This is a genomic window from Paenibacillus sp. DP01 (genome assembly GCF_044784315.1).
GTDB lineage: Bacteria > Bacillota > Bacilli > Paenibacillales > Paenibacillaceae > Paenibacillus > Paenibacillus polymyxa.
This window is the reverse complement of record NZ_CP173059.1, coordinates 3096815-3110563: the sequence shown is the minus strand read 5'-3', so window position 1 is coordinate 3110563 and position 13749 is coordinate 3096815. Positions and strand designations below refer to the sequence as shown.

General features: G+C 45.0%; 11 protein-coding genes. 7 read left to right on the top strand and 4 right to left on the bottom strand.

Annotation, left to right across the window (positions count from 1 at the left end):
- Positions 1-26: 26 nt before the first annotated feature.
- Together ACH59B_RS13585 and ACH59B_RS13580 are read right to left on the bottom strand one after the other, a co-directional pair.
- On the bottom strand, positions 27-791 hold the full coding sequence (locus tag ACH59B_RS13585; RefSeq protein WP_045244503.1) for an HAD family hydrolase: 765 nt from the start codon (positions 789-791) through the stop codon (positions 27-29).
- A 66-nt stretch (positions 792-857) separates the two neighbouring features.
- Positions 858-1775 (bottom strand): hypothetical protein, encoded by a 918-nt coding sequence (locus tag ACH59B_RS13580; protein WP_045244504.1) that lies wholly within the window; start codon positions 1773-1775, stop codon positions 858-860.
- 453 nt (positions 1776-2228) lie between these two features.
- On the opposite strand from ACH59B_RS13580, the gene ACH59B_RS13575 reads away from it, so the two are divergent.
- The 5 genes from ACH59B_RS13575 (at position 2229) to ACH59B_RS13555 (ending at position 7651) form a co-directional block, all read left to right on the top strand.
- Positions 2229-3386, top strand: a complete 1158-nt coding sequence (locus tag ACH59B_RS13575; RefSeq protein ID WP_031461574.1) for an MFS transporter — start codon at positions 2229-2231, stop codon at positions 3384-3386.
- 81 nt (positions 3387-3467) lie between these two features.
- On the top strand, positions 3468-4193 hold the full coding sequence (locus ACH59B_RS13570) for a phosphonate ABC transporter ATP-binding protein (RefSeq protein WP_404301815.1): 726 nt from the start codon (positions 3468-3470) through the stop codon (positions 4191-4193).
- Complete coding sequence (locus ACH59B_RS13565; RefSeq protein WP_016820714.1) at positions 4190-5524, top strand: hypothetical protein; 1335 nt, start codon at positions 4190-4192, stop codon at positions 5522-5524. Before ACH59B_RS13570 ends, ACH59B_RS13565 begins: the two co-directional genes overlap by 4 nt.
- Before the next feature lies 1 nt (position 5525).
- Positions 5526-6224 (top strand): response regulator transcription factor, encoded by a 699-nt coding sequence (locus ACH59B_RS13560; protein ID WP_016820715.1) that lies wholly within the window; start codon positions 5526-5528, stop codon positions 6222-6224.
- Entirely contained in the window at positions 6221-7651 is a 1431-nt protein-coding gene (locus ACH59B_RS13555; protein WP_016820716.1) for a cell wall metabolism sensor histidine kinase WalK, read from the top strand. Before ACH59B_RS13560 ends, ACH59B_RS13555 begins: the two co-directional genes overlap by 4 nt.
- A 78-nt stretch (positions 7652-7729) precedes the next feature.
- Here the strand turns inward: ACH59B_RS13555 and ACH59B_RS13550 are convergent, their stop codons facing one another.
- Positions 7730-8956, bottom strand: coding sequence for a glucose-1-phosphate adenylyltransferase (locus tag ACH59B_RS13550; RefSeq protein WP_016820717.1), 1227 nt, complete (start codon positions 8954-8956; stop codon positions 7730-7732).
- 237 nt (positions 8957-9193) lie between these two features.
- On the opposite strand from ACH59B_RS13550, the gene glgB reads away from it, so the two are divergent.
- On the top strand, positions 9194-11119 hold the full coding sequence (gene glgB, locus ACH59B_RS13545; RefSeq protein WP_404301812.1) for a 1,4-alpha-glucan branching protein GlgB: 1926 nt from the start codon (positions 9194-9196) through the stop codon (positions 11117-11119).
- 21 nt (positions 11120-11140) lie between these two features.
- Positions 11141-12592: a glycogen synthase GlgA gene (gene glgA / locus ACH59B_RS13540; RefSeq protein ID WP_123797274.1), complete on the top strand. Its 1452-nt coding sequence runs from the start codon at positions 11141-11143 to the stop codon at positions 12590-12592.
- Positions 12593-12669: 77 nt separating this feature from the next.
- Here the strand turns inward: glgA and ACH59B_RS13535 are convergent, their stop codons facing one another.
- Positions 12670-13740 carry a hypothetical protein gene (locus ACH59B_RS13535; RefSeq protein WP_404301810.1) on the bottom strand — a complete coding sequence of 357 codons (1071 nt, stop codon included), beginning with the start codon at positions 13738-13740 and terminating at the stop codon, positions 12670-12672.
- Between the last annotated feature and the right edge of the window lie 9 nt (positions 13741-13749).

The window sequence follows — 13749 nt, the reverse complement described above, 5'->3', positions numbered from 1 at the left end:
GATAGGAGCATCAACAAAAAAGGACCCTATCCGAGGGTCCTTTTTTGTTGATGCAATTGTATGCTTTCGTGGATCACCCGTGGCACTTCTGTTAGCTTTTGTATAGTATACATCACAGAGTTCACGCTTTTTTGCAATTCAACCATATTGTAAATCCATTCTTTGGGCTGCTTAAGATACACAGCGTGAATACCTGCCGCAAGGGCTGGAGATACGTCGGTGCGTAAAGAATTCCCAATCATCCAGGTGATGCTTCGGTCCAAGCGATTCATTTGGATGATTTCTTCCAGTGCATCTACATTTTTATGCTGGCGAATGTAGATACGGTCATCAAAGTAAGTAGCCAGCTTCATTTGTTCAATCTTTCTTTCTTGAATGACCTGCTCACCCCCAGTGTAAAGATGAAGGGAATGCCCTGCTTTTTGGAGTGAATTTAACGTTTCGGCCATACCTGGATACGGTTCGATTTCCTGCTCGTACACACTTCGGCCAAGCGAGCGAAGCTCCTGCTCTTCCCGAGAATCCGTACGGCGTCCAAATTGTTTCGAGAAAAACTGGTACGTATCTATTAGGGATTGTGGAAAATGCTCGCTGGCAAAACCCACCTGATGAACTCCAGCCACATCAATTTCGATTTGTTTTTCACGGATCGAATTTCTCGTTAGGTTATGAGCTGCAAACCATTCCTGAAGCAAATCGAAAAAGTGGTTGAGAATAAGATCGAAATACTTGTTGCAGTGGACCAAAGTGTCATCAAGATCAAATAAAATGTGCTGCTTCGGATACGACATGGTGCATACTCCTTCCAAGCCAAAGCTTTAACGGTGTTCGGTTTATAACTAAAGTTGCGATTCAAATTACAATCCAATATAGGATTCCAAAAATACCTGCAAATCAGCCGCACCGTCGGGACGGATGCTGAATTTTTCCTTGTGATAGCGTCCAATGTGGATGCGGAGCAAGCCAGCCACACGCAAAATCATCATATCAGACATAAGTGTATCTTCCAATCGTCTCAAATCATGACGCATGTCTTCAAGAGACTTAGGACCTTGAGCTACATAACGCAAAATGCGCAGTCGTTGCGGATCATTGACAGCACGAGTAAGCCGTAGTAGAAGCGTAGGCGGTTCTTCCTCACTCTCCTCGGGAATATCTACCGGATACTGGATCAGCAGTGTACGAGTATAAAAGCAATATGAATTAATTGGGCGATTATGGACGACCGGAAACAGCACCACTGTATCGAGATCTTCCATATGTGGGACGACTAGCCCGGCTGTTGCATATTCAACAAGTGCTTCCGGTTCCATTTTACTTAACAGCATGCGCTTTTCCGCAGCGTCTTCTTCTGCCAACACACGCAGTTCGCCTTCCAAGGTCCGAAAATAATCACGATCCCACAATCTGAGGAGTGGTGCATATACCTTACGAATGCGTAAAGATTCTTCAAAGGTTAAAAAAGGAATATGCGGAACAAGCAGCTCAAACATATCCTTGTCCGGTCCGTGATCCAAGTAAGAAATATAGTCGGATATTTCATCTGATTCCGGTCGAAGCAACGCCCAGGCATAGAGTGCGTCATAATCGCTAAAAGGGCAATCCTGAGCTGTAGCAAGCTCAGTACGAACTTCTTGTTGTAGTCGTGCATCCACCTTGTCGATCCATTCATGGCCCAAGTCCATATCTTGGACCCACTTTTTAGTTACATAGGCCATAAAGCTGCCGAGCAATTCATAAATTGGAGAAGTGTCTATTTTAATTTGATAACTCATGGAACCAAATGCCTCCTATTCTGTCTTCTAGCCCAGAGCGGTGAACGTAAATAAAGCCCGTCCATAAGCAAAACATGAGCATTTTGAAATTGCCCACTTATTTATTATGGCTTGTTCTGCCGGGCATTGTCCACTATAATATGAAATAGTGCGTTGTGACGTGAACTTGGTCGGATTGAACATACGAGGCTCTTCACCAAATGGAGTCGGATACATACCAGACTAGCTCTATCCGTAAAATCGTCATCTCAGATGGCGATTTTTTTCTTTTTCTCTTTAATACACTAAAATTAACGCTAAAAACATCTTAATATGTAATATACCGATTTTTCAGATGGTCATGGTATACATCGTGATAAGAATTATTATTGATTATGGTATCAAATGCAAATCATTTCTAAGCATTCATTTTATGATGTTAATAATTTAATTGTTCGGGCAGGAGGAGCTAGGATGTCGTCGTCGTTACGTGTTCATTATTTTATTTTAATTGCAGTTATTATTGTTGCTGGATTATGTCAGGGTTTGCTATTACCTATTTTGTCGATTTCTTTGGAACAAATGGGTGTTTCGTCTTCGCTAAACGGAATGAACGCGGCTGCACTGTATATTGGTTCATTTGCAATGACACTGGTGGCTGAACGGACTTTGGGATGGCTGGGGTTCAAAAAGCTGATGGCCGGTGGTCTTGTGCTTGTGCTCATTACGCTGCTGCTGTTCCCGCTAATTCCTGATATTCGGATTTGGTTCGTACTGCGTCTGCTCGTAGGTATTGGAGACAGTGCGTTGCACTATTCTGCGCAGTTGTGGATATTGCTAGTAACTCCACCAGAGAATCGAGGCCGCAACATTTCCTTTTATGGTATGTCTTACGGTCTGGGTTTTGCATTAGGCCCATTGGGATTATGGCTACTCGATTATGGAATGCTGGTTCCATTTGCTGCGTTGGCTTTTTTGTGCTTGCTTGTGTTGCTGTTAGTGTTAATCAAGCTACCTGACTCCAGACCGGAGAAGCAGGAAACTGAGGCGCGTCCCGCACAAAGATTCCGACGCAGCTATAGCTGGGCATGGTATGCTCTGTTGCCTGCATTTCTATACGGTTATATGGAAGCGAGCCTGAACAGTAATTTTCCAGTCTATGGCCTGCGTATTGGCTTCCATACCGATGAAATTGCTGCTTTGCTGCCTTTCGTTAGTTTGGGAGGCTTAGTGTTGCAACTGCCTTTGGGTATATTAAGTGACCGTTGGGGACGTAAAAAAGTGCTAATGAGCGTAGGTATAGCGGGAGGATTGACCTTTATGTTGCTACCCTGGAGTGGTAATCATTTTATGTTCACTTTGGTATTGCTGACCATCGCAGGTGGATTGGTAGGCTCCTTTTTCTCACTCGGTTTGGCCTATGCAGCTGACCTGTTGCCCAAATCATTTTTGGCGGCTGCAAATGTGCTGGCATCCTTTCATTTTAATCTGGGAAGTGTGGTCGGACCTAATATTAGCGGAGGGTTGCTAGACATTGGAACTCAAGGCAGCATGTTTCTAGTTCTTGGAGGTAGTTACATTGTTTTCGGATTGTTGGGTCTGTTTTCCCGAAAAAGAGTACCGGCGGTTTAAAACTGCGGTTTGCATGGTATTTGTTTCACAATTACTATAAAATATAAACATGTATTGATGGCGGACAAAGGGGAATCATAGATGATTAAAATTCGGAAGCTGACCAAGCACGTGGGGCCTGAACGTACCCCGTTGCTTCGAGGGATTGATGCTGAAATTCATCAGGGTGAATTCATTGCTATAGTGGGGCCAAGCGGAAGCGGTAAAACGACACTTCTTCGCTGTCTTGCTTTACATGAATCTTGGGAAGAAGGCAGTTTAATTGTAGGAGGCAATGATGTACTGAAATCCGGGTGGACAGGCAAGATGAAATTAAAGCAGGAATGGGCATATCTGGAGCAAAATCCGCATCTTAATATGAATCGGACCGCTCTTAAAAATGTGCTCATTGGCAGATCGGGTCAGACCCCCTGGTGGAGAATGGTTACTGGTATGGTGCGTTCCGACGATTATATGGGAGCGATGGACGTTCTGGAGGATCTGGGTCTGCTGGATAAGGCGCATGATAAATGTGACAAGCTCAGCGGCGGCGAACGGCAGCGGGTAGCCACAGCGCGTGCTCTCGTTCACGGAGCTAAGGTTATTTTAGCTGATGAGCCTGTAAATGGACTTGATCCTGCCTCAGCAGCGCATGTACTGGAAACCTTTCGCAAGCTGTGTTCTGACGAGCGAGTAACAATCATTACTGTACTGCCACTGGAAATGGCTGAACGTTTTGCTTCCCGAATCTGGGGTCTGAATGAGGGTAAACTGGTGTTTGATATCCAGGGAAGACGATTGACACAGGCAGAAAAGAACAAATTGTGAAGGGGACGGCAAGAGAAGTGAAAAAAATGCTGTTGAAAATGGTGGCTTGCTGCTGTTCCTTGCTGCTTCTTGCTGGATTTTTAAGCGGCTGTAATGTGATTAGCGATCCGATTTCGCTGATGCAGACACCAACGATGTCTGACGAGAAACAACAGCTGAATGGAGCAGTGAATACGCAATTAGGGGCGGTACAGCCTTTAAGGCCGAATGATCCAGATGATCCTACGCCAATTCGGACGGGAGATTTGAATAATGATGGTATAGACGAAGCAGTGCTCTTTTATGAAACACCAGATGAGAGTGTAAAGATACATGGTGCCTTGTTTGAAGATCAGGGCGGGACGTGGGTAAAGAAGCTTACATTTGATGGGGAAGGCACAGTGTTGGAATCATTTAAACTAGTGGATCTAACAAATGACGGTACGCTTGATATTGTAGCAGGTTTTTCGAGCGGAGACAGTAATGAGAACGGGGACCAGAAGGGCCTCATCGTATACTCTTATACTGGAGGAACGTTAGAAAAAATATATGCAACGGGCTATACGGACTTCGTTGTAGACGATTTTAACCATAAGAAGATGGATTTGAACGGGGATAATCTGAATGACTTGACGATTATCTTGCTCCGTCGTAATGAATTCTTCACTGTGAAAACATTCCAATTCAGTGGAGGGACCTTTAAGGAAATTGGATCGTTGGATTTGGACAGTCAGGCTCTAGGTGTCTACAATGTCGTTGCTGGTAAGGTAGCCCAAGGTAGGCAAGGGATCATTATTGATACAAAGATTGCCGAGACAACTACGGTCTCCAATGTTATCGTGATGGATCACGGCAAACTCAGAAAGCTCAATCTTATGGATGTTACCTTCAAGGATGCTACCATCGCTAGTGGTGATGTGGATGGTGACGGTATTCTTGAATTTGGAAATTTAGAGAAGCCTAAAGGCTGGAGCAACAGGCCACTGGATGAAGTTCCTTATTTTGTATCGTTCTATCAGTGGGATGGAGCCAAAGGGACGATTTTCAAGCAGCAACAGTATCGTGATTCTAATGAACAGGTCTACTTCAGACTGCCGAAAGAGCTGCATGGCAAGGTGACTATTGATCCGAAGGTTTCCAGGAAAGACAGCTATTTGCGGTTTATTCTGGATGATACAGACAAAACGATAGCGGAAATTAAATTTTTCTCGTTATCACAATGGGAGCGAAACAACGAAGGCTATAGCCAACTGTGGCGAACGAATGCACAGGTAATTGGTATTAAGCGATCCAGCGAGCTGGAACCACGTAAAACCATTAAAAACAAGATGGGGGAAAGGCAGGTAGAGTAGAGTGAGTAAAGTTTTAATCATGGAAGACGAGGAATCGATCCGTAGCTTTATCGTTATTAACTTGAAACGTAACGGTTTTGAGGTCCTGGAGGCAGCAGATGGGCATGAGGCTCTGAATATTTTGAACACAGTGCGGGATATTGATATCGCGCTGCTTGACGTGATGGTGCCTGGGATGGATGGTTTTGAGGTTTGTCGGAGAATTCGGGAAACGAATGAGCGTATTGGCATTATCTTTCTGACAGCCAAGGTACAGGAACAGGATAAGGTGTATGCCTTGTCTGTAGGGGCTGATGATCATGTGAGCAAGCCTTTCAGCCCGACAGAGCTGATTGCACGTATCCAATCGTTATTGCGTCGGGTAAATGTACATCGTGAAACAGCAGCCAAGGTGTCTTTCCAGTCCGGTCCGTTCACGCTGGATTTGATAGCTAAGCAATTTAAGAAAAACGGACAGCTGATCGAACTGACACCGACAGAGTTTTCGCTGATTCAGTTTTTTCTGGAGAAAGAAAATACGCCGCTTAGCCGAGATGTACTACTTGACCACGTATGGGGCAAGGAATATATGGGCGATCCGAAAATTGTAGATGTGAATATCCGTCGTCTGCGGCAGAAAATTGAAAACAATCCATCCGAGCCGGCTTTCTTACAAACCGTGTGGGGACATGGATATAAATGGAAAGGTCAGTCTCAATGATCAAAAAGGGGATTCGCCGACAGATTGTGCTTCACTATTTTTTCGTAGTGTTCTTGGCGCTTCTGTTAGTAGAAGTCATTTTTATGTTTGCACTCCGGTCGTATTATTACGACTCCATTTACAAACACATCGAAAGCCGTATCGAATCGGTAAGTGAATTTGCATCCAAATTCAAAGAGCCAGAACAGTCTTTGCAATCGTATTTGTTGAATACATTTTCTCTGCCCTTCACTGAATTACAATTGCTTGATGAACAGGGAAATGTAATTGATAACTCGACAAATTTTGCTGCGGATCTAAGTGTGCAAACCAGTGATGTGACACAAGCCTTAGCTGGAGATACGGGCAAATGGATTGGAAAGCAACCCGGCACGGGACAGCAGGTGATGGCGGTATCTCAGAAACTGGACAATATCGTCGGAGATCAGGTGTATATTATCCGGTATACGACTTCGTTGGAATTAGTAAATGATAAATTATTCATCATTACATTATTTTCGGTGGGAATCATGGCAGCTGTACTGATTATTGTATTTATAGTAAGCACAGGGCTTGCCAATTCCATTGTCAGACCGATTAACAATATTCGCGATGTATCTGCTCAGATGGCACAGGGGCGATTTGATGCACGTATCAAAGGCGATTATCGCTATGAACTGGGTGAATTGGCATCGACGTTGAACTACATGGCACAGGAGATTGTCCGAACCAACCAAATCAAGGATGATTTTATTTCTTCTATTTCTCATGAGCTGCGTACTCCGCTTACATCGATTAAGGGCTGGAGTGAAACGTTAAATTCTGGCGGATATGACCCGGAAGAGACGAAAATTGGGATGCAGATTATTTCCAAGGAAACGGATCGACTGATTGGCTTAGTGGAGGAAATTCTCGATTTTTCCAAACTGGAGCAAAATGCCATGAAGCTCGTGATGGGAACAGTTGATCTTCGAGAGCTTTTGCAGGAAATTATGCTGAACGTATGGGCAAAGGCGGAAATGAAGCAGATCAAGCTTCAACTGGATTCCGAGGAAACGGCTTATCTCGTTCATGGAGACGGTAACCGTCTGAAGCAGGTATTTTTGAACATTGTAGATAATGCTATCAAGTTTTCGCATGAAAGCTCGATTATTTATTTGTCTCTTCAACGCATTAAGGGGAATATCGAGATATCGGTACAGGATACGGGGATTGGGATTAGTGAAGAAAATCTTGCCAGAGTAAGGGATCGCTTTTTCCAGGTAGACCACCAAAATGGGGGGACGGGTCTGGGATTGGCAATCTCGCAACAGTTTGTTGAGCGTCATCACGGTCAGATGCTCATCAGAAGTGAATTGGGAGCTGGAACCACCATTACGGTTTCATTGCCTGCTCTGCAAGCAGAGTCATCCGTGGAACCACCACAACTCTCGGAAGGGCAAATTTAAAGTCAGTTGTAAGAAGTAATAAAAAACAGCCAGTCCTCACTATATTGGAGGGCTGGCTGTTTGAAATTTTAGGGAGAGTTATGAAGTAAAGCCTTCTGCACGCAAGCGTGTGTTACGCTCATAGGCTTCTTTTAGCATACGTGTAGTTTGCGGCCGTACTGCCATTTTACCAAATACTGTTTCATTGGGTCCGATAACCATAATTTCGCTCGGATTACCTTTAATCACAGCACCATCACGAATCACAGCACCTTCACCGATAATGGCATGCTCAATATGCACGTTGCGCCCAATACGTGTGTCGGGCATAACGATACTTTCCTTGATGGATGAGCCTTTTCCCACCTCGACGCCACTAAACACTACAGAGCGCTCAATTTGGCCTTCTACTTGGCAGGAATCATGCAGGAGGCTGTCCAATGACTGCATTTTACGACCAGGCACCTTTTGCGCGCTCAGCCTTGTGCGGCGTTCACGTGTATACATCGGCCAGTCTTGATGCTGAAGGTCAATTGCGCAATTTTCATGGAGCAGATCCATGTGGGAGTCCCATAGGCTTTTAACTGTACCTACGTCTTTCCAGTAGCCCTGGAATTCATAAACGTATAGAGATTCTTGGTCCGCCAGCATTTTAGGTATGATATCTTTGCCAAAATCATGACTGGATTGAGGATCCTGTGCGTCTTCCAACAGGTAATTTCTTAAGTAATCCCATTTGAAAAGATAAATCCCCATAGAGGCCAAATTACTTTCGGGTTTCTCCGGCTTCTCTGCAAATTCAGTGACACGCAGATCTTCATCGGCGCTCATAACACCAAAACGGTGTGCTTCATCCCAAGGAACCTCCATGACAGAAATAGTTGCCGCAGCTCCTTTTTCCTTATGGTAGTTCAGCATCTCGCGATAATTCATATAGTAAATATGATCACCGGATAAAATAAGCACATGCTCTGGATTTTGGCTGTCAATATATTCGATATTCTTATGAATAGCATCTGCCGTTCCTAAGTATTCAGCGTTACCTGTATTATAAGATGGAAGCAGGGTAATTCCTTTGTCATCCGTTTTTGTAAGGCCCCATGGAGTCCCATCCCCAATATGTTCGTGCAAGGATTCCGCCTCATATTGCGTCAGTACACCTACAGTATCAATGTTTGAATTTACGCAATTACTGAGAGGAAAATCGATGATCCGGTAATGACCGCCAAAAGGTACGGCGGGTTTTGCAATCGTTGAAGTAAGGGGAGCAAGACGGCGCCCCTCTCCGCCTGCCAGCAGCATGGCAATGCATTCTTTATTAAACATTTCGTTTCCCTCCCGGTTTAGTTGTCTGTTGTAGTACATACATAAACGGTATGGGGTACTCTTGAAACCATCAGGTATATAAGATTCCCCAAAAACTAAGGTTTATTTTTTTCCTAGTCATTTTTCTGTTCATTGTGGCTAGAATGGGGTAATAACTCAGGTCAGCTTTGACCCAAAAGCGAATGCATTACCGACTCATACATTTTTACTCACAAAACATAAAAGGGTGGTGACGTGATGACAGACCAAACTCTTCCGCAACAGACGATATCATCGGAAGATATTTATTTGTTTCATGAAGGAACGCTTTATCACAGCTACCGATCTTTGGGTTCCCACCTTACTGTGGAGAACGGAGAACAGGGCGTTCGTTTTACGGTCTGGGCTCCTCATGCTCTCCATGTCGGGCTTGCTACAGATCGCAACAACTGGAATGGGGAACAGGATTCCTTATATAGGGTTCCCAAATCCGGTTTTTGGAGTCGTTTTTTTCCGGGGATATCCCAAGGAACATTTTACAAATACGACATTACAGGTCCAAATGGTGAACGATTTCTGAAAGCAGATCCTTACGCCGTACGTGCTGAAGTAAGACCGGCTACGGCGTCAGTGGTAGCTTCATTGGATGGTTATGTTTGGAACGATGCAGCTTGGCGCCGTAAACGTAGAGCACCATATGGTAAACCTCTACATATATATGAGCTTCATCTAGGCACTTGGAAGCAAAAAGCAGATGGTACGTTTTATACATACAGGGAGATGGCTGAGCTTCTTGTGCCTTATGTAACAGATATGGGGTATACACATATTGAGCTGATGCCGCTGAGTGAGCATCCGTATGACCTTTCCTGGGGCTACCAACTCACCGGGTATTTTGCACTCACAAGCCGTTATGGTGAACCACATGATTTTATGTATTTGGTGGATCGTTGCCATCAGGCGGGAATTGGAGTGATTATGGATTGGGTTCCAGCTCATTTTGCCAAGGATGCTCATGGATTGAGACGGTTTGACGGATCGCCGCTGTTCGAATACGCAGACCCGCTAATTGCGGAAAAGCCCGGCTGGGGAACCCTGACATTTGATTATAGCAAGCCAGAAGTACGTTCTTTTCTGATCTCCAATGCATTGTTCTGGATGGATGTGTACCATATTGATGGTCTGCGTGTAGATGCAGTGACGAGCATGTTACGGCTTGATTTTGAAAAGCAGGATGGACAATATTGTCTCAATTCCAAGGGAGGGATTGAAAATGAGGAGGCTATCGCCTTCCTTCAACAGCTGAATGAGACGGTATTCCGCTATTATCCATACGCACTCATGATGGCAGAGGAGTCCAGCGCTTGGCCGATGGTGACCTCCCCAGTAAGCGATGGAGGACTCGGTTTTAATTACAAATGGAATATGGGTTGGATGAACGATACACTTGATTATATGGAATCAGAGTTTGATCAACGACCCGATCGCCATAATTTGCTGACATTCCCCATAGCCTATGCGTACAGCGAAAATTTTACACTGCCATTGTCACATGATGAGGTTGTGCATGGTAAAAAGTCGCTGCTTGATAAAATGCCGGGTACCTATGAACAAAAATTTGCCGGACTACGGGCACTTCTTGGCTACCAAATGACCTCACCAGGTAAAAAGCTTTTATTCATGGGAGGGGAATTTGGTCAATTTATTGAGTGGAAGGATGAGGATCAGCTTGACTGGTTTTTGCTGGACTATGACAGTCATCGGTCTCTGCACGCATATTCGAAAGCACTGAATCATTTATATCTTCAGGAGAAGGCGTTATGGGAATTGGACCATTCGTGGGACGGCTATCAATGGATTGAAGCTGAAGACCGCGGACAGAGTGTGATTACGTATTTACGTAAAGGCAAAAAAGCAGGAGATACGCTGGTTGTCCTCATTAATTTTCAACCTGTGCCAAGAGAAAATTATCGAATTGGGTTGCAAAAGGCAGGAAGCTATATGGAATTACTGAACAGCGATCATAAGGACTTTGGGGGGAGTGGTCAGCTTAACTCTGGGGTGATACGTACTTCCAAAATCCCTTACCACGGCCAGCTTCACAGCTTGGAGGTGACGATTCCACCCCTAAGCATCGTTATACTCAAGAAAACACCACCACGTAGGTCTAAAAAAGTAGATTAACCACATAAGGAGGAAGCACATATGAACATTTTGTTTGCGGCAGCAGAAGCACATCCATTTATTAAAACAGGCGGGTTGGCTGATGTTATTGGCGCACTGCCAAAGGCACTTCATCAGGCAGGATGCGACGTCCGAATCATCTTACCTAAATATGCGGGCATTCCCGATACCTATAAGAAGTCTCTGCGTCCGGTAACGGTCAAGCATGTAGCTGTAGGCTGGCGTGATCAGTATTGTGGAGTAGAGGAGCTGACGTTGGACGGGATCAGGGTTTATTTTATAGATAATGAATATTACTTCGGTCGTGACGGTATTTACGGTTACATGGATGATGGCGAACGCTTCTCCTTCTTTAACCGGGCGATTTTGGAAGTGCTGCCTGAACTGAATTTTCGGCCGGATATTGTGCATTGTCATGACTGGCATACGGCAATGGTTCCGCTGCTTCTGAATGCCGATTATCGACATCTGCCCTTTTACAACGATATTCGCACGGTGTTTACGATACATAATCTGTTGTATCAGGGTGATTTTCCATATGAGGTCTTAACGGAGCTGCTTAACTTGGATGGAAGCTATTTTACTTCCGAAGGTGTGGAATATTATGGCAGACTGAATTTTATGAAAGGTGGGCTTACTTACTCCGATCATGTCACGACCGTGAGTCCAACCTATGCAGAGGAGATTCAAACTGAATTTTACGGATACGGACTGGAGGGTTTACTTCGTAAATTAGGAGAGCAGGGACGCTTAACGGGGATTGTGAATGGAATCGATACCCAAAGCTACAATCCTGCCACAGACAACCGTATTTATACAAAGTACCGCACAAGTCTGGCAAAGAAAAAGGAAAATAAAATTGCCTTGCAAAAGGAGCTAGGTCTGCCGGTGCGTCCGGACGTACCTATGATAGCAATGGTAACTAGACTTGTGGATATGAAGGGACTAGATCTGGTTACGAGAGTGCTTGACGAAATCTTGTATTATGACGCTATTCAGTTTGTCGTGCTGGGAACAGGGGACCCGGCTTTTGAGCACTGGTTCCGGGAAGCAGCGGGACGGTATCCTCTGAAAATGTCGGCGCAGCTTACTTTTAGCGAGCCACTGTCACGAAAAATATATGCGGCAAGTGACATGTATCTTATGCCATCGAGGTTTGAGCCTTGTGGGATTAGTCAACTGCTGGCGCTTCGTTATGGAAGTATCCCTATAGTGCGAGAAACTGGAGGGCTGAACGATACTGTACAGGCTTACAATGAATCCACAGGTGAAGGTAACGGTTTTAGTTTCACGAACTATAATGCACATGACATGCTGCACACCATTCGTCGTGCTGTTGATTACTATCGCCAACCTGAGCATTGGAACAAGCTTACACAGACGGCCTTTGCAGGAGAGTACAGTTGGGATGTATCGGCCGAGGCTTATATGGATATTTACCGTTCGCTAGCAAAGATTGATGGAACAGAGTAGGATACCATATTTGTGCTAATAAAAAAGGGAATCCCTTTAGCCAGTGTCTGGCTGAGGAATTCCCTTTTTTGCTGCGGTCAGTCGCCCCCGCCACCACAACTGCTTCCACACGAAGATCCGCTGCTACAAGAGGAATGACTCCCAGAATCGCCTGAATCGTGGTGAGAAGAGCCTCCACCATGAGAACTGTCATGGGAGGAATGATGGTGCGAGTGGTGTGTATCCCAGTTTGAGCAGCCGCTTGCAGAGCTACAGCCGGATGAGCTGGCTAGGGCGGCACTGCTTGTAGAGTCTGGGTGCATGTGTATGGCAAATTCATCAGGCCGATACCATGAATACCACACAACAGCCAGTAGCAAATAGTCAACCTGCAAATAGTTGATCTTGGGGAGCTGCTTGCCCTCAGGATCATTTACAGCTTTATTTACCCGCTCACGGAGGTGTTGGACTATCTTATGAACCGCTTGTTGTGTCTGCTTTGAAATGCCTATATTTTCACTTATATTCCATCGGTCACCTACTGGCTGCGCTGAAGCTGTCAGGTTGTAATAGTGTGAAAGCTCATCATTCGGTAATGGATGTTTAAAAAAAGTTCCCCACAAACTGGCGCTATAGCGATTCCAGCCAAAGCATTCCACATACAACCAGTCAAACCACGCCCGCTCCTCTGGCATCGGCTGAGAGCCGCCCGAATGGGGAGCATGGTGAAGCATACGACCAAAAAAAGCTTCCGAGAACTGCTGGTATTCGCGCGTAAACATTAACATTTCGTGCCATAGTTCATCCACATCACTACTGAACATAGGCACTCGATTCATAATCGCGCATAGCATGAAGTATCGTTTTAGCTCATGCCAGCGCCAGTCATATTCTTGTTCCGTCAGATTAGGGTGGGCTTCCATGACACGTTGCTTTACGTTGTGAGCATAGGAGGCTGGAATGGATCGCTCCAGCAGCTCCTTCAGCTCCGTAATTTCTGGATGACGCTCTTGCGTGAGTGACGAAGGAAACGGGGAACTAAGGAAAAATGCATTCCGGCGGCGCGTGCTTCTGTTTCCACGATTCCTGCGTATTGCTCGGAATATAAACCAAAAAATGATGAGGTCAACCACAATAAACAACGTCCAAAAGCTACTCATACTATTCATAAAGGCACT